Annotated in this window: 10 protein-coding genes, 1 tRNA gene and 3 rRNA genes; 12 read left to right on the forward strand and 2 right to left on the reverse strand. The window is 65.6% G+C overall.

Annotated features, from left to right (window positions below):
- Positions 1-330: 330 nt before the first annotated feature.
- The 4 genes from F8R89_RS26005 to F8R89_RS26020 are packed head-to-tail and all read left to right on the forward strand — an operon-like array spanning position 331 to position 5,174.
- Positions 331-2,550, forward strand: a complete 2,220-nt coding sequence (locus F8R89_RS26005) for a polyribonucleotide nucleotidyltransferase (RefSeq protein WP_151786205.1) — start codon at positions 331-333, stop codon at positions 2,548-2,550.
- Positions 2,547-3,926 carry a M16 family metallopeptidase gene (locus F8R89_RS26010; RefSeq protein ID WP_151786206.1) on the forward strand — a complete coding sequence of 460 codons (1,380 nt, stop codon included), beginning with the start codon at positions 2,547-2,549 and terminating at the stop codon, positions 3,924-3,926. The genes F8R89_RS26005 and F8R89_RS26010 overlap by 4 nt, the downstream gene beginning before the upstream one ends.
- 28 nt (positions 3,927-3,954) lie before the next feature.
- Positions 3,955-4,707 carry a 4-hydroxy-tetrahydrodipicolinate reductase gene (gene dapB / locus F8R89_RS26015; RefSeq protein WP_151786207.1) on the forward strand — a complete coding sequence of 251 codons (753 nt, stop codon included), beginning with the start codon at positions 3,955-3,957 and terminating at the stop codon, positions 4,705-4,707.
- Between the two features lie 14 nt (positions 4,708-4,721).
- On the forward strand, positions 4,722-5,174 hold the full coding sequence (locus tag F8R89_RS26020; RefSeq protein WP_151786208.1) for a tetratricopeptide repeat protein: 453 nt from the start codon (positions 4,722-4,724) through the stop codon (positions 5,172-5,174).
- 56 nt (positions 5,175-5,230) lie between these two features.
- Here F8R89_RS26020 and F8R89_RS26025 read toward each other — a convergent pair whose 3' ends face one another.
- Positions 5,231-5,788 (reverse strand): hypothetical protein, encoded by a 558-nt coding sequence (locus F8R89_RS26025; protein ID WP_151786209.1) that lies wholly within the window; start codon positions 5,786-5,788, stop codon positions 5,231-5,233.
- Positions 5,789-5,877: 89 nt separating this feature from the next.
- Positions 5,878-6,114, reverse strand: a complete 237-nt coding sequence (locus F8R89_RS26030; RefSeq protein WP_151786210.1) for a hypothetical protein — start codon at positions 6,112-6,114, stop codon at positions 5,878-5,880.
- A 198-nt stretch (positions 6,115-6,312) separates the two neighbouring features.
- Between F8R89_RS26030 and thyX the strand changes: the two genes are divergently transcribed.
- From thyX to F8R89_RS26075, 8 genes are all read left to right on the forward strand, one after another.
- Positions 6,313-7,053: an FAD-dependent thymidylate synthase gene (gene thyX / locus F8R89_RS26035; protein WP_151786211.1), complete on the forward strand. Its 741-nt coding sequence runs from the start codon at positions 6,313-6,315 to the stop codon at positions 7,051-7,053.
- Positions 7,054-7,266: 213 nt separating this feature from the next.
- Positions 7,267-8,166, forward strand: a complete 900-nt coding sequence (gene dapA, locus F8R89_RS26040) for a 4-hydroxy-tetrahydrodipicolinate synthase (RefSeq protein ID WP_151786212.1) — start codon at positions 7,267-7,269, stop codon at positions 8,164-8,166.
- Positions 8,167-8,319: 153 nt separating this feature from the next.
- Positions 8,320-10,005 (forward strand): ribonuclease J, encoded by a 1,686-nt coding sequence (locus F8R89_RS26045; RefSeq protein ID WP_151786213.1) that lies wholly within the window; start codon positions 8,320-8,322, stop codon positions 10,003-10,005.
- Between the two features lie 496 nt (positions 10,006-10,501).
- Positions 10,502-12,027, forward strand: a 16S ribosomal RNA gene (locus tag F8R89_RS26055).
- A 308-nt stretch (positions 12,028-12,335) separates the two neighbouring features.
- Positions 12,336-15,459: ribosomal RNA gene (locus tag F8R89_RS26060) — 23S ribosomal RNA — on the forward strand.
- Positions 15,460-15,543: 84 nt separating this feature from the next.
- A 5S ribosomal RNA gene (rrf, locus tag F8R89_RS26065) occupies positions 15,544-15,660 on the forward strand.
- Together the 16S, 23S and 5S rRNA genes form the textbook arrangement of a ribosomal RNA operon.
- A 113-nt stretch (positions 15,661-15,773) precedes the next feature.
- Entirely contained in the window at positions 15,774-16,436 is a 663-nt protein-coding gene (locus F8R89_RS26070; protein ID WP_151788289.1) for a DegT/DnrJ/EryC1/StrS family aminotransferase, read from the forward strand.
- Between the two features lie 75 nt (positions 16,437-16,511).
- Positions 16,512-16,587 (forward strand) — tRNA-Thr (locus F8R89_RS26075).
- The last annotated feature ends 3 nt before the right edge of the window (positions 16,588-16,590 follow it).

A 16,590-nucleotide genomic window follows, 5' to 3' on the forward strand; every position in this document is an offset into this window, starting at 1 on the left:
AGGGGAGCGGTTCCCGACGACTCGGGGGCCGCTCCCTTTGCCGTACATGCGGAAAACCCCCGCACGTGCGGAAACATGCGGACTGTCACTCACGCTTTGTAGTGTGGTAGCACAACGCATGACGTGGAACACGGAACGATGTGGTCCACGGCACGAGGAGAAGCGCGCCTAGCCGCCGCCGGTCCTCGGTAGTGGCCCCCGGGGGGAAGCGATCCCCGGGTGCTTCGATCGAAGACCGGCCCGCACCGCACGGAGCGCTTCTCCGCCACCGTCCCCCTGCCACACGGGCAGCCGGCGGACGAAAGACGACAAGTAACGGAGAAAACGCTAGTGGAGAACGAGACCCACTACGCCGAGGCCGTCATCGACAACGGCTCCTTCGGTACCCGCACCATCCGCTTCGAGACGGGCCGCCTGGCCAAGCAGGCCGCCGGCTCCGCCGTGGCGTACCTGGACGACGACACCATGGTGCTGTCGGCCACCACCGCCTCCAAGAACCCCAAGGACCAGCTCGACTTCTTCCCCCTCACGGTGGACGTCGAGGAGCGGATGTACGCGGCCGGCAAGATCCCCGGCAGCTTCTTCCGCCGCGAGGGCCGTCCCTCCGAGGACGCCATCCTCACCTGCCGCCTGATCGACCGCCCGCTGCGCCCCTCCTTCAAGAAGGGCCTGCGCAACGAGATCCAGGTCGTCGCCACGATCATGGCGCTCAACCCCGACCACCTGTACGACGTCGTGGCGATCAACGCCGCGTCCGCGTCGACGCAGCTGGCCGGCCTGCCCTTCTCCGGCCCGATCGGCGGCGTCCGCGTCGCGCTGATCAACGGCCAGTGGGTCGCCTTCCCCACGCACACCGAGCTCGAGGACGCCGTCTTCGACATGGTCGTCGCGGGCCGCACCCTGGAGGACGGCGACGTCGCGATCATGATGGTCGAGGCCGAGGCCACCGAGAAGACCATCCAGCTCGTCAAGGGCGGCGCCGAGGCGCCGACCGAGGAGGTCGTCGCCGCCGGGCTCGAGGCCGCGAAGCCCTTCATCAAGGTCCTGTGCAAGGCCCAGGCCGACCTCGCCGCGAAGGCCGCCAAGCCGACCGCCGAGTTCCCGATCTTCCTGGACTACCAGGACGACGTCCTCGAGGCCCTCACCGCCGCCGTGAAGCCGGAGCTCGCCTCCGCGCTGACCATCGCCGGCAAGCAGGAGCGCGAGGCCGAGCTGGACCGCGTCAAGGCGCTCGCCGCCGAGAAGCTCCTCCCGGAGTTCGAGGGCCGCGAGAAGGAGATCTCCGCCGCGTACCGCTCGCTGACCAAGACCCTGGTCCGTGAGCGCGTCATCAAGGAGAAGAAGCGCATCGACGGCCGCGGCGTCACGGACATCCGTACGCTCGCCGCCGAGGTCGAGGCCATCCCGCGCGTGCACGGCTCCGCGGTGTTCGAGCGTGGCGAGACCCAGATCCTGGGCGTCACCACCCTCAACATGCTCCGCATGGAGCAGCAGCTGGACACGCTCTCCCCGGTGACCCGCAAGCGCTACATGCACAACTACAACTTCCCGCCGTACTCCACCGGCGAGACCGGCCGCGTCGGCTCCCCGAAGCGCCGCGAGATCGGCCACGGCGCCCTCGCCGAGCGCGCCCTCGTCCCGGTCCTGCCGACCCGCGAGGAGTTCCCCTACGCGATCCGCCAGGTCTCCGAGGCGCTGAGCTCCAACGGCTCGACGTCCATGGGCTCGGTCTGCGCCTCCACCATGTCGCTGCTGAACGCCGGTGTGCCGCTGAAGGCCCCCGTCGCCGGTATCGCCATGGGCCTGATCTCCCAGGAGATCGAGGGCGAGACGCACTACGTCACCCTCACCGACATCCTCGGTGCGGAGGACGCCTTCGGCGACATGGACTTCAAGGTCGCCGGCACCAAGGAGTTCGTGACCGCCCTCCAGCTCGACACCAAGCTGGACGGCATCCCGGCCTCCGTCCTGGCCGCCGCCCTCAAGCAGGCCCGTGACGCCCGCCTCCACATCCTCGACGTGATGATGGAAGCGATCGACACGCCGGACGAGATGTCCCCGAACGCGCCGCGGATCATCACCGTGAAGATCCCCGTCGACAAGATCGGTGAGGTCATCGGCCCCAAGGGCAAGATGATCAACCAGATCCAGGAGGACACCGGCGCCGAGATCACGATCGAGGACGACGGCACCATCTACATCGGTGCCGCCGACGGCCCGGCCGCCGAGGCCGCCCGCGCCACGATCAACGGCATCGCCAACCCGACCATGCCGGAGGTCGGCGAGCGCTACCTGGGCACCGTCGTGAAGACGACGACCTTCGGCGCGTTCATCTCGCTGCTCCCCGGTAAGGACGGTCTGCTGCACATCTCGCAGATCCGCAAGCTCGCCGGCGGCAAGCGCGTGGAGAACGTCGAGGACGTCGTCGGCGTGGGCCAGAAGGTCCAGGTCGAGATCGCCGAGATCGACTCCCGCGGCAAGCTCTCCCTCATCCCCGTGATCGAGGGCGAAGAGGACTCCGCCGACAAGAAGGACGACGCCGACAAGTGACGTCGATCAGCTCCACGGCGACGGCCCGCACCTCCTCGGAGGCGCGGGCCGTCGCCCGTACCCAAACCCTGATCAAGGGCCGCGACGGCATCGGCACGGTCCGTAAGACCACCCTCCCCGGCGGTCTGCGCATCGTCACCGAGACCCTGCCCTCGGTCCGCTCGGCGACCTTCGGCATCTGGGCCCACGTCGGCTCCCGCGACGAGACGCCCGCGCTGAACGGCGCCACGCACTACCTGGAACACCTGCTGTTCAAGGGCACGGCCCGCAGGTCCGCCCTGGACATCTCCGCCGCGGTCGACGCGGTGGGCGGCGAGATGAACGCCTTCACGGCGAAGGAGTACACGTGCTACTACGCGCGCGTGCTCGACACCGACCTGCCGCTCGCCATCGACGTCGTCTGCGACATGCTGACCGGCTCGCTGATCCGCGAGGAGGACGTCGACGTCGAGCGCGGCGCGATCCTCGAGGAGATCGCCATGACCGAGGACGACCCGGGCGACTGCGTGCACGACCTGTTCGCGCACACCATGTTCGGCGACAACCCCCTCGGCCGCCCCGTCCTCGGCACCGTCGACACCGTCAACGCGCTCACCGCCGACCGCATCCGCCGCTTCTACAAGAAGCACTACGACCCGACGCACCTGGTCGTGGCCGCCGCGGGCAACGTCGACCACCAGAAGGTCGTCCGGCAGGTCCGCGCCGCCTTCGAGAAGGCGGGCGCCTTCAAGGACCCGGCGGCCGTCCCCGTCGCCCCGCGCGACGGCCGGCGCACCGTCCGGGCCGCCGGCCGCGTCGACCTGATCGGCCGCAAGACCGAACAGGCGCACGTCGTCCTCGGCATGCCCGGCCTGGCCCGCACCGACGAGCGCCGCTGGGCGCTCGGCGTCCTCAACACGGCCCTCGGCGGCGGCATGTCCTCCCGGCTCTTCCAGGAGGTCCGCGAGAAGCGCGGCCTGGCCTACAGCGTGTACTCGTACACCTCGGGCTTCGCCGACTGCGGCCTGTTCGGGGTGTACGCCGGCTGCCGTCCCTCGCAGGTCCACGACGTGCTGAAGATCTGCCGGGACGAGCTCGACCAGGTCGCCGAGCACGGCCTGTCCGACGACGAGATCGACCGCGCCATCGGCCAGCTCCGCGGCTCCACGGTCCTCGGCCTGGAGGACACCGGCGCGCTGATGAACCGTATCGGCAAGAGCGAGCTGTGCTGGGGCGAGCAGATGTCCGTCGACGACATGCTGTCCCACATCGCGTCCGTGACCCCCGACGACGTGCGCGCGGTCGCCCGCGACATCCTGGGCGTACGGCCCTCGCTGTCGGTCATCGGCCCGCTCAAGGACAAGCAGGCGGCCCGGCTGCACGACGCCGTCGCCTGACCATCCCCGGTTGAAGGAAGCACAAGAGATGAGCAAGCTGCGCGTGGCGGTCCTCGGCGCCAAGGGCCGGATCGGCTCCGAGGCGGTACGGGCGGTCGAGGCCGCCGAGGACATGGAGCTGGTCGCCGCCCTGGGCCGGGGCGACCAGCTGGAGACCCTCGCCGAGACCGGTGCCCAGGTCGCCGTCGAACTGACCACGCCGGACTCGGTGATGGCCAACCTGGAGTACTGCGTCGGCCACGGCATCCACGCCGTCGTCGGCACGACCGGCTGGACCGACGACCGTCTCGCGCGGCTGAGGGGCTGGCTCGACGCCTCCCCGACGACGGGCGTGCTCATCGCGCCGAACTTCTCCATCGGCGCCGTCCTCACGATGAAGTTCGCACAGCTCGCCGCGCCGTACTTCGAGTCCGTCGAGGTCGTCGAACTGCACCACCCGAAGAAGGTCGACGCCCCCTCCGGCACCGCCACCCGCACCGCCCAGCTCATCGCCGAGGCCCGCCGCGCGGTGGGCACGGCACCGGCGCCGGACGCCACGGAGACCGCCCTGGACGGCGCCCGAGGCGCCAGCGTCGACGGGGTCCCGGTCCACTCGGTCCGGCTGCGCGGCCTGCTCGCCCACCAGGAGGTCCTCCTCGGCGCCGAGGGCGAGACCCTCACCGTCCGCCACGACTCCCTGCACCACAGCAGCTTCATGCCGGGCATCCTGCTCGGCGCGCGGCGGGTGGTGACCACTCCGGGCCTGACCTTCGGCCTGGAGCACTTCCTCGACCTGAGCTGACACGAGACCCACTGATGCGCGCGAAGATCTCCTACGCCGTGACGGCCGCCGTCCTGGTCGTCTACTTCGTCCTGGTCGGCAGCCGGGGCGTCATGCTCATCCAGTCCGGCACCGTCATCACGGTCACCTTCGGTGTGGCCGTGCTGATCCTGCCGGTCATCGGCGTGTGGTTCCTGTGGAAGAACACCCAGTTCGTCCGCCGGGCCAACGCCCTGGCCGCCGAGCTCGACGCCGAGGGCGGGCTGCCCGTCGACGAGCTGCGGCGCACCCCCGGCGGCCGTATCGACCGCGACTCCGCCGACGAGGTCTTCGCCCGCCGCAAGGCCGAGACCGAGGCCGCGCCCGACGACTGGCGCAGCTGGTTCCGCCTCGCCGTCGCCTACCACGACGCCCGTGACACCCCACGGGCCCGCAAGGCCATGCAGCGCGCCATCGCCCTGCACGACGGCAGGACCGTCGACGCCTGAGCCGTACGCGTGAGGGGCCGGTCCACCACCGTGGACCGGCCCCTCACGCGTACGGCTCAGGCGCGCGCGTTCTCCGCGGCCCACGCCTCGACGGCGTCGGTCGCCCGGTCGAACGCGGCGAGACGGGCGAGGAAGTCCGCGCTGTGCGTGGTCATCAGCACCGGCATGTCGTCCGCCGCCCCACGGCCCTGGCGCACCAGGAGCAGCGCCTGCCCCTGCACGGTCCGGGGAAGCCCCAGCCAGCGCACCGGCTGCTGAACCGTCCGCACGGTGGCGACCTGCTGCCAGGGCACCGTACGCGTGGTGAGGAACCGGACGTGACGCAGTCCCCGGGAGCTCACCCACACACCGATGCGCAGCAGGCGCAGCGCCCCGGCGATGATGACCAGCGCGATGCCGAACACGGTGGCGGACGCGGTCAGGGTGCCGGTCAGGGCGATGATGACCGCGGCGAACAGCACGTACGAGGCGAGCAGCAGCCAGAGCGCCGCCGCGCCCACCCGCCACGGCCCGGGTCGGTAGGGCCGCCGCCAGCGCTCGTGGTCGTCGTGGGGCAGCGCGACGTCGTCGGCTGCCTCGAACGCGCGGTCGGCCGTCAGGAAGGGCAGGGGCACGGCTGGTCCTCACTCAATCCATGCAGGGGTGTGCCCGGTGAGGCTACCGAGACGGATGAGCACTCACCACCCTTGAGGGTCCGAAGGGGTCAGCGGCCCTCGGACGCCTGCGACTGCTGGGTGTCGGAGTGGGTGTCGGTCGACAGGGCCGGCGTCCCTATCACCAGCGAGCCGACGAGACCGGCGACGAGGGTGAGACCGAGCAGCGCGCGCCCGGCCAGCTGCCCGAGCGTGGGCCGCTCACGGGGCGGGGGAGCGACATTGCTGCGGAACCGGTCGGCCTCGGCGACGAAGGCGAAGGGAACGGGCTCACGCCGGCGAAGCATCGGGATCGTCTCCTCTCGGATACGTAGGGGTGATCGTCATCAGGACAGACGAACGAACGCCTCAATCGGTGCCCGGTTTCACCGAATTCACAGAAATTCGCGGACGTATGTCGGGACCCGGCACCGATCGCCCCGTTGTCAGAGCCGGGCCGTAGAGTGGGCGCCGCCCGAAGCCGTGATGGAAGGACCTCCCCAGCCGTGACCGACACCCCCGCCGCCGACCTCAAGCCCAGCTTCCGCAGCGATGTCACCGTGGAGCTGGTCAAGCACAGCGCGGCCGACTCCGACGTGCTGTGGGCCGCCCGTGTCTCCACCGCCGGCGAGCAGTCCCTGGACGAGCTGAAGAAGGACCCGGAGCGCTCCAAGGGCCTGATCAATTACCTGATGCGCGACCGGCACGGCAGCCCCTTCGAGCACAACTCGATGACCTTCTTCATCAGCGCCCCGATCTTCGTCTTCCGCGAGTTCATGCGGCACCGCGTGGGCTGGTCGTACAACGAGGAGAGCGGCCGCTACAGGGAGCTCCAGCCCGTCTTCTACGTCCCGGACGAGTCCCGCAAGCTCGTGCAGGAGGGCCGCCCCGGCAAGTACGTCTTCGTGGAGGGCACCCAGGCCCAGCAGGAGCTCGTCGGCCGCGCCATGGAGGACTCCTACCGGCAGGCGTACGAGGCGTACCAGGAGATGCTGGCCGCCGGCGTGGCCCGCGAGGTCGCCCGCGCCGTCCTCCCCGTCGGCCTGTTCTCCTCGATGTACGCCACGTGCAACGCACGCTCGCTGATGCACTTCCTCGGCCTGCGCACCCAGCACGAGCTGGCCAAGGTGCCGTCATTCCCGCAGCGCGAGATCGAGATGGTGGGGGAGCGCATGGAGGCGGAGTGGGCCAAGCTTATGCCTCTTACGTACGCCGCCTTCAACGCGAACGGCCGGGTGGCGCCGTGATCCGACCGCCCTGGAGCGGTCGGTACGGCAGCGCGGCGTCAGCCTCGCGAAGTGTCCGTATTGCGGCATTTAGAGAAGTTCATCTAGCCTGATCAAACGGACCCGGCACTGCTTGAACCCCCGAGCAGGCAGTGCCGGGCTCCTTATTTGTCCTGACTTTGCCGCACCCCCCGAGGGCAGACCCGGCCGTGCACAACGAGTAGCGTGTAACCCATGGCTCCGACCTCGACTCCGCAGACCCCCTTCGGGCGGGTCCTCACCGCCATGATCACGCCCTTCACGGCGGACGGCGTACTCGATCTCGACGGCGCGCAGCGGCTCGCCACGCACCTGGTGGACGCAGGCAATGACGGCCTGATCATCAACGGCACCACCGGTGAGTCGCCCACCACCAGCAACGCGGAGAAAAAGGACCTCGTACGCGCCGTGCTGGAGGCCGTAGGCGACCGGGCGCACGTGGTGGCCGGGGTCGGCACCAACGACACCCGGCACAGCCTGGAGCTCGCCCACGACGCGGAGCAGGTGGGCGCCCACGGCCTGCTGGTCGTCACGCCGTACTACAACAAGCCCCCGCAGGAGGGCCTGTACCGGCACTTCAAGGCCATCGCAGACAGCACCGGCCTGCCCGTCATGCTGTACGACATCCCCGGCCGCAGCGGCGTCCCGATCAGCACCGAGACGATCGTCCGGCTCGCCGAGCACCCGCGCGTCGTGGCCAACAAGGACGCCAAGGGCGACCTCGGCCGCGCCAGCTGGACCATCGCCCGCTCCGGCCTCGCCTGGTACTCCGGCGACGACATGCTGAACCTGCCGCTGCTCTCCGTGGGCGCCGTCGGCTTCGTCTCCGTCGTCGGCCATGTCGTCACCCCGGACCTGCGCGCCCTCATCGAGGCGTACACCTCCGGTGACGTCCAGAAGGCCACCGAGATCCACCAGAAGCTGCTTCCGGTCTACACCGGCATGTTCCGCACGCAGGGCGTCATGACGACCAAGGCGGCGCTCACCCTCCAGGGCCTGCCCGCGGGACCGCTGCGCGCCCCCATGGTGGAGTGCTCGCCCGAGGAGATCGAGCAGCTCAAGATCGATCTTGCCGCCGGCGGGGTACAGCTCTAAACACAGACTTCGCGCGCGAGCCGCGCACCTGACTTCACAACTGAATAGGCGGGCCACCGGTGCCCGCACCCCACAACGACAACTGCTTCTGCACGAACGTCATGCGCGCCACGTGCCCAACCGGTACGTGGCGCGTGTGGTGAGGAGAGTCTTTTGAGTCATCCGCATCCTGAACTGGCCCCGCCCCCGCCGCTCCCCGATGGCGGACTGAGGGTCACCCCGCTCGGCGGCCTCGGCGAGATCGGCCGGAACATGACCGTCTTCGAGTACGGCGGCCGCCTCCTGATCGTCGACTGCGGAGTGCTCTTCCCCGAGGAGGAGCAGCCCGGAATCGACCTGATCCTGCCGGACTTCACGTCCATCAGGGACCGCCTCGACGACATCGAGGGCATCGTCCTCACCCACGGTCACGAGGACCACATCGGCGGTGTCCCCTTCCTGCTGCGCGAGAAGCCGGACATCCCGCTGATCGGCTCCAAGCTGACCCTGGCCCTCATCGAGGCCAAGCTCCAGGAGCACCGCATCCGCCCGTACACCCTCGAGGTGTCCGAGGGGAACCGCGAGCGCATCGGCCCCTTCGACTGCGAGTTCGTCGCGGTCAACCACTCCATCCCGGACGCTCTCGCCGTGGCCATCCGCACCCCCGCGGGCATGGTGGTCCACACCGGCGACTTCAAGATGGACCAGCTCCCGCTGGACAACCGGCTGACCGACCTGCACGCCTTCGCGCGTCTGAGCGAAGAAGGCATCGACCTTCTCCTCTCCGACTCCACGAACGCGGAGGTGCCGGGCTTCACCCCGCACGAGCGGGACATCTCCAACGTCCTGCGCCAGGTCTTCGCCGGAGCCCGCAAGCGCGTGATCGTGGCCAGCTTCGCCAGCCACGTCCACCGCATCCAGCAGATCCTGGACGCCGCCCACGAGTACGGCCGCCGGGTCGCCTTCGTCGGCCGCTCGATGGTCCGCAACATGGGCATCGCCCGCGACCTCGGCTACCTGAAGGTCCCGCCGGGCCTGGTCGTCGACGTCAAGACGCTCGACGACCTGCCGGACAGCGAAGTCGTCCTCGTCTGTACGGGCTCCCAGGGCGAACCGATGGCCGCCCTGTCCCGGATGGCCAACCGCGACCACCAGATCCGCATCGTCCAGGGCGACACCGTGATCCTGGCGTCGTCGCTCATCCCCGGCAACGAGAACGCGGTCTACCGCGTGATCAACGGCCTGACCCGCTGGGGCGCCAACGTCGTCCACAAGGGGAACGCCAAGGTCCACGTCTCGGGCCACGCCTCGGCCGGCGAGCTGCTGTACTTCTACAACATCTGCCGCCCGAAGAACCTGATGCCGGTCCACGGCGAATGGCGCCACCTGCGCGCCAACGCCGAGCTGGGCGCCCTGACCGGCGTCCCGCACGACCGCATCGTCATCGCCGAGGACGGCGTCGTCGTTGACCTCGTCGAGGGCAAGGCCAAGATCACGGGCAAGGTCCAGGCCGGATACGTCTACGTCGACGGCCTCTCCGTCGGTGACGTGGGCGAGCCCGCCCTGAAGGACCGCAAGATCCTCGGTGACGAGGGCATCATCTCGGTCTTCGTGGTGGTGGACTCCTCCACCGGCAAGATCACGGGTGGCCCGCACATCCAGGCCCGCGGCTCCGGCATCGAGGACTCCGCCTTCGCGGACGTCATCCCGAGGATCACCGAGTCGCTGGAACGCTCGGCCCAGGACGGTGTGGTCGAACCGCACCAGCTGCAGCAACTCATCCGCCGGACGCTCGGCAAGTGGGTCTCGGACACCTACCGGCGCCGGCCGATGATCCTCCCGGTGGTCGTGGAGGTCTGACGACCCGTCGGCCCACGGCCGCGTGACGCAGGAGCGGGGCGCCTCGATTTGCATCGGGGCGCCCCGCTCCAGTACGTTTACGGCTCCGCCCGAGGGGAACCCGGCCACTTCATGTGCCCGGACCGCCCCGCAGAGGGCGGGAAATCCGACTCAGAACTTCTGATAAAGTCGGAACCGCCGGAAAGGGAAACGCGGAAGCGGGAACCTGGAAAGCACCGAGGAAATCGGATCGGAAAGATCTGATAGAGTCGGAAACGCAAGACCGAAGGGAAGCGCCCGGAGGAAAGCCCGAGAGGGTGAGTACAAAGGAAGCGTCCGTTCCTTGAGAACTCAACAGCGTGCCAAAAGTCAACGCCAGATATGTTGATACCCCGTCTCCAGCTTCTGCTGGGGCGAGGTTCCTTTGAAATAAACACAGCGAGGACGCTGTGAACATCGGGATCATTCCTCCCGATGTTCCGCTCTCGTGACGTGTGCACCCGATTACGGGTAAACATTCACGGAGAGTTTGATCCTGGCTCAGGACGAACGCTGGCGGCGTGCTTAACACATGCAAGTCGAACGATGAACCACTTCGGTGGGGATTAGTGGCGAACGGGTGAGTAACACGTGGGCAATCTGCCCTGCACTCTGGGACAAGCCCTGGAAACGGGGTCTAATACCGGATACTGATCTACTTGGGCATCCAAGTGGTTCGAAAGCTCCGGCGGTGCAGGATGAGCCCGCGGCCTATCAGCTTGTTGGTGAGGTAATGGCTCACCAAGGCGACGACGGGTAGCCGGCCTGAGAGGGCGACCGGCCACACTGGGACTGAGACACGGCCCAGACTCCTACGGGAGGCAGCAGTGGGGAATATTGCACAATGGGCGAAAGCCTGATGCAGCGACGCCGCGTGAGGGATGACGGCCTTCGGGTTGTAAACCTCTTTCAGCAGGGAAGAAGCGAAAGTGACGGTACCTGCAGAAGAAGCGCCGGCTAACTACGTGCCAGCAGCCGCGGTAATACGTAGGGCGCAAGCGTTGTCCGGAATTATTGGGCGTAAAGAGCTCGTAGGCGGCTTGTCACGTCGGTTGTGAAAGCCCGGGGCTTAACCCCGGGTCTGCAGTCGATACGGGCAGGCTAGAGTTCGGTAGGGGAGATCGGAATTCCTGGTGTAGCGGTGAAATGCGCAGATATCAGGAGGAACACCGGTGGCGAAGGCGGATCTCTGGGCCGATACTGACGCTGAGGAGCGAAAGCGTGGGGAGCGAACAGGATTAGATACCCTGGTAGTCCACGCCGTAAACGGTGGGCACTAGGTGTGGGCAACATTCCACGTTGTCCGTGCCGCAGCTAACGCATTAAGTGCCCCGCCTGGGGAGTACGGCCGCAAGGCTAAAACTCAAAGGAATTGACGGGGGCCCGCACAAGCGGCGGAGCATGTGGCTTAATTCGACGCAACGCGAAGAACCTTACCAAGGCTTGACATACACCGGAAACGTCCAGAGATGGGCGCCCCCTTGTGGTCGGTGTACAGGTGGTGCATGGCTGTCGTCAGCTCGTGTCGTGAGATGTTGGGTTAAGTCCCGCAACGAGCGCAACCCTTGTCCCGTGTTGCCAGCAGGCCCTTGTGGTGCTGGGGACTCACGGGAGACCGCCGGGGTCAACTCGGAGGAAGGTGGGGACGACGTCAAGTCATCATGCCCCTTATGTCTTGGGCTGCACACGTGCTACAATGGCCGGTACAATGAGCTGCGATACCGCGAGGTGGAGCGAATCTCAAAAAGCCGGTCTCAGTTCGGATTGGGGTCTGCAACTCGACCCCATGAAGTCGGAGTCGCTAGTAATCGCAGATCAGCATTGCTGCGGTGAATACGTTCCCGGGCCTTGTACACACCGCCCGTCACGTCACGAAAGTCGGTAACACCCGAAGCCGGTGGCCCAACCCCTTGTGGGAGGGAGCTGTCGAAGGTGGGACTGGCGATTGGGACGAAGTCGTAACAAGGTAGCCGTACCGGAAGGTGCGGCTGGATCACCTCCTTTCTAAGGAGCACTTCTCACCAACTTCGGTTGGTCAGAGGCCAGTACATCAGCGAATGTCTGATGCTGGTTGCTCATGGGTGGAACGTTGACTACTCGGCACGGTCCAGGATGGACCAGGCGCTAGTACTGCTCTTCGGAGCGTGGAACGCTGATCTGGTCGACTGACTGTGTCGGGCACGCTGTTGGGTGTCTGAGGGTACGGCCGCGAGGTCGCCTTCAGTGCCGGCCCCAGTGCACTCGAGCTTCGGTTCGGGGTGATGGGTGGTTGGTCGTTGTTTGAGAACTGCACAGTGGACGCGAGCATCTGTGGCCAAGTTTTTAAGGGCGCACGGTGGATGCCTTGGCACCAGGAACCGATGAAGGACGTGGGAGGCCACGATAGTCCCCGGGGAGTCGTCAACCAGGCTTTGATCCGGGGGTTTCCGAATGGGGAAACCCGGCAGTCGTCATGGGCTGTCACCCGCTGCTGAACACATAGGCAGTGTGGAGGGAACGCGGGGAAGTGAAACATCTCAGTACCCGCAGGAAGAGAAAACAACCGTGATTCCGGGAGTAGTGGCGAGCGAAACCGGATGAGGCCAAACCGTATGCGTGTGAGACCCGGCAGGGGTTGCGTATTCGGGGTTGTGGGATCTCTCTTGATCAGTCTGCCGGCTGGTCGACGAGTCAGAAACCGTTGATGTAGGCGAAGGACATGCGAAAGGTCCGGCGTAGAGGGTAAGACCCCCGTAGTCGAAACGTCAGCGGCTCGTTTGGGAGACACCCAAGTAGCACGGGGCCCGAGAAATCCCGTGTGAATCTGGCGGGACCACCCGCTAAGCCTAAATATTCCCTGGTGACCGATAGCGGATAGTACCGTGAGGGAATGGTGAAAAGTACCGCGGGAGCGGAGTGAAATAGTACCTGAAACCGTGTGCCTACAAGCCGTGGGAGCGTCGGACATCAGCTTGCTGGTGTCTCGTGACTGCGTGCCTTTTGAAGAATGAGCCTGCGAGTTTGCGGTGTGTTGCGAGGTTAACCCGTGTGGGGAAGCCGTAGCGAAAGCGAGTCCGAATAGGGCGATGTAGTAGCGCGCTCTAGACCCGAAGCGGAGTGATCTAGCCATGGGCAGGTTGAAGCGGAGGTAAGACTTCGTGGAGGACCGAACCCACCAGGGTTGAAAACCTGGGGGATGACCTGTGGTTAGGGGTGAAAGGCCAATCAAACTCCGTGATAGCTGGTTCTCCCCGAAATGCATTTAGGTGCAGCGTCGTGTGTTTCTTGCCGGAGGTAGAGCACTGGATAGGCGATGGGCCCTACCGGGTTACTGACCTTAGCCAAACTCCGAATGCCGGTAAGTGAGAGCGCGGCAGTGAGACTGTGGGGGATAAGCTCCATGGTCGAGAGGGAAACAGCCCAGAGCATCGACTAAGGCCCCTAAGCGTACGCTAAGTGGGAAAGGATGTGGAGTCGCAGAGACAACCAGGAGGTTGGCTTAGAAGCAGCCACCCTTGAAAGAGTGCGTAATAGCTCACTGGTCTAGTGATTCCGCGCCGACAATGTAGCGGGGCTCAAGCGTACCGCCGAAGTCGTGTCATTCCAGAATATAGGGCCAACGCCTTCTGGGATGGGTAGGGGAGCGTCGTCTGCCGGGTGAAGCAGCCGCGGAAGCGAGTTGTGGACGGTTGACGAGTGAGAATGCAGGCATGAGTAGCGATTCACACGTGAGAAACGTGTGCGCCGATTGACTAAGGGTTCCTGGGTCAAGCTGATCTGCCCAGGGTAAGTCGGGACCTAAGGCGAGGCCGACAGGCGTAGTCGATGGATAACCGGTTGATATTCCGGTACCCGCTGTGAAGCGTCAAACATCGAATCCAGTGATGCTAAGCCCGTGAAGCCGCCGGCTGAGTCTTCGGACGAGGTCGGAGTGGTGGAGCCGGTGACCCGAGCTGGTAGTAGGTGAGTGATGGGGTGACGCAGGAAGGTAGTCCATCCCGGGCGGTGGTTGTCCCGGGGTAAGGGTGTAGGACGTCAGGTAGGCAAATCCGCCTGACACATAGTCTGAGACCTGATGCCGAGCCGATTGTGGTGAAGTGGATGATCCTATGCTGTCGAGAAAAGCCTCTAGCGAGTTTCATGGCGGCCCGTACCCTAAACCGACTCAGGTGGTCAGGTAGAGAATACCGAGGCGTTCGGGTGAACTATGGTTAAGGAACTCGGCAAAATGCCCCCGTAACTTCGGGAGAAGGGGGGCCACACCTGGTGAGAGTACTTGCTGCTCGAGCTGGGGGTGGCCGCAGAGACCAGCGAGAAGCGACTGTTTACTAAAAACACAGGTCCGTGCGAAGCCGTAAGGCGATGTATACGGACTGACGCCTGCCCGGTGCTGGAACGTTAAGGGGACCGGTTAGTCGAGATTCGTCTCGGCGAAGCTGAGAACTTAAGCGCCAGTAAACGGCGGTGGTAACTATAACCATCCTAAGGTAGCGAAATTCCTTGTCGGGTAAGTTCCGACCTGCACGAATGGCGTAACGACTTCTCGACTGTCTCAACCATAGGCCCGGTGAAATTGCACTACGAGTAAAGATGCTCGTTTCGCGCAGCAGGACGGAAAGACCCCGGGACCTTTACTACAGTTTGATATTGGTGTTCGGTTCGGCTTGTGTAGGATAGCTGGGAGACTGTGAAGCTCGGACGCCAGTTCGGGTGGAGTCGTCGTTGAAATACCAGTCTGGTCGTGCTGGATGTCTAACCTGGGTCCGTGATCCGGATCAGGGACAGTGTCTGATGGGTAGTTTAACTGGGGCGGTTGCCTCCTAAAGGGTAACGGAGGCGCCCAAAGGTTCCCTCAGCCTGGTTGGCAATCAGGTGTTGAGTGTAAGTGCACAAGGGAGCTTGACTGTGAGACCGACGGGTCGAGCAGGGACGAAAGTCGGGACTAGTGATCCGGCGGTGGCTTGTGGAAGCGCCGTCGCTCAACGGATAAAAGGTACCCCGGGGATAACAGGCTGATCTTCCCCAAGAGTCCATATCGACGGGATGGTTTGGCACCTCGATGTCGGCTCGTCGCATCCTGGGGCTGGAGTCGGTCCCAAGGGTTGGGCTGTTCGCCCATTAAAGCGGTACGCGAGCTGGGTTTAGAACGTCGTGAGACAGTTCGGTCCCTATCCGCTGTGCGCGTAGGAGTCTTGAGAAGGGCTGTCCCTAGTACGAGAGGACCGGGACGGACGAACCTCTGGTGTGCCAGTTGTTCTGCCAAGGGCATGGCTGGTTGGCTACGTTCGGGAGGGATAACCGCTGAAAGCATCTAAGCGGGAAGCCTGCTTCGAGATGAGGACTCCCACCCACTTGATGGGGTAAGGCTCCCAGTAGACGACTGGGTTGATAGGCCGGATCTGGAAGCACAGTAATGTGTGGAGGTGACCGGTACTAATAGGCCGAGGGCTTGTCCTCAGTTGCTCGCGTCCACTGTGTTGGTTCTGAAACCACGAACAACCCCATGTGCCACACATGGTGCGGTTGATTGTTTCATAGTGTTTCGGTGGTCATAGCGTGAGGGAAACGCCCGGTTACATTCCGAACCCGGAAGCTAAGCCTTACAGCGCCGATGGTACTGCAGGGGGGACCCTGTGGGAGAGTAGGACACCGCCGAACAATTATTAGAGGGCTGGACCCAGAACTTAGGTTTTGGGTCCAGCCCTTTTTTGTTTCCCGTCATCCGGCGTTCACGTGTCGCGCGCAGCATCCGTGACATGGGTACTGCTGAAATGCTCCGGGCCGCCGGCATCGGCGTCGGTGACGAGGTCGTCGTACCGGCCTTCGGGAACGTCGAGGTGGCCGAGGCCGTGGTCCTCGCGGGTGCGCTGCCCGTGTTCGCCGACATAGATCCGCTGACGTACTGCCTGGACGCCGCTGCCGTGGACGCGGTCGCCGGTCCGCGGACGGCCGCCGTCGTCGCCGTGCACCGCTTCGGACGGGTGGCCGATGTGCCGGGGCTGTGGGCCGTCGGACGCCGGCGTGGGCTACTGGTGCTGGAGCAGGGGGAGTCCGAGGCGCCGTACGACGAGGTGGCGCGGCGGCGGGAGCGGGCGGCTTATCTGGACGCCAAGTTGAAGGGTGTGCTGGTGCCCGACGGGGGTGACGGGCACACCTATCAGCAGTATGTGGTGCGGGTGCCCGGGAATGGGCGGCCCGATCGGGATGCCTTCGCACGGGCCGTGCGGCTCAGGGGAGTTGAGTGCCGGGTGCCCGTGAAGACGCCGGTGCACCGGCTGCCCGGGTACCGGCGGTGTGTGTCCCTGCCGGAGACCGAGCGGGCCGCCGACGAGACGCTGGCGTTGCCCGTCGACGTCTGCCTCACCAAGCGGGAGTTGCAGCGCGTGGTGTCGGCCTGTAATGCGCTGGGCGGACTGCTCCAGGCGGCCTTCTGACGGAATTTGGGAGCACGGGCGCGTTCAGGGTACGATCTCTTTCGTTGCCGCGAGGGAAACCCCGCAAGGCAGCAGGCCCCTATAGCTCAGTCGGTAGAGCGTCTCCATGGTAAGGAGAAGGTCAACGGTTCGATTCCGTTTGGGGGCTCCATAG

The sequence above is a fragment of the Streptomyces sp. SS1-1 genome (assembly GCF_008973465.1).
GTDB lineage: Bacteria > Actinomycetota > Actinomycetes > Streptomycetales > Streptomycetaceae > Streptomyces.

Bases quoted from the DNA above. Each gene is read 5' to 3' on its own strand.
- dapB (WP_151786207.1), top strand. From the start codon at position 3,955: ATGAGCAAGCTGCGCGTGGCGGTCCTCGGCGCCAAGGGCCGGATCGGC.
- F8R89_RS26020 (WP_151786208.1), top strand. From the start codon at position 4,722: ATGCGCGCGAAGATCTCCTACGCCGTGACGGCCGCCGTCCTGGTCGTC.
- F8R89_RS26030 (WP_151786210.1), bottom strand. From the start codon at position 6,114: ATGCTTCGCCGGCGTGAGCCCGTTCCCTTCGCCTTCGTCGCCGAGGCC.
- dapA (WP_151786212.1), top strand. From the start codon at position 7,267: ATGGCTCCGACCTCGACTCCGCAGACCCCCTTCGGGCGGGTCCTCACC.
- F8R89_RS26070 (WP_151788289.1), top strand. From the start codon at position 15,774: ATGCTCCGGGCCGCCGGCATCGGCGTCGGTGACGAGGTCGTCGTACCG.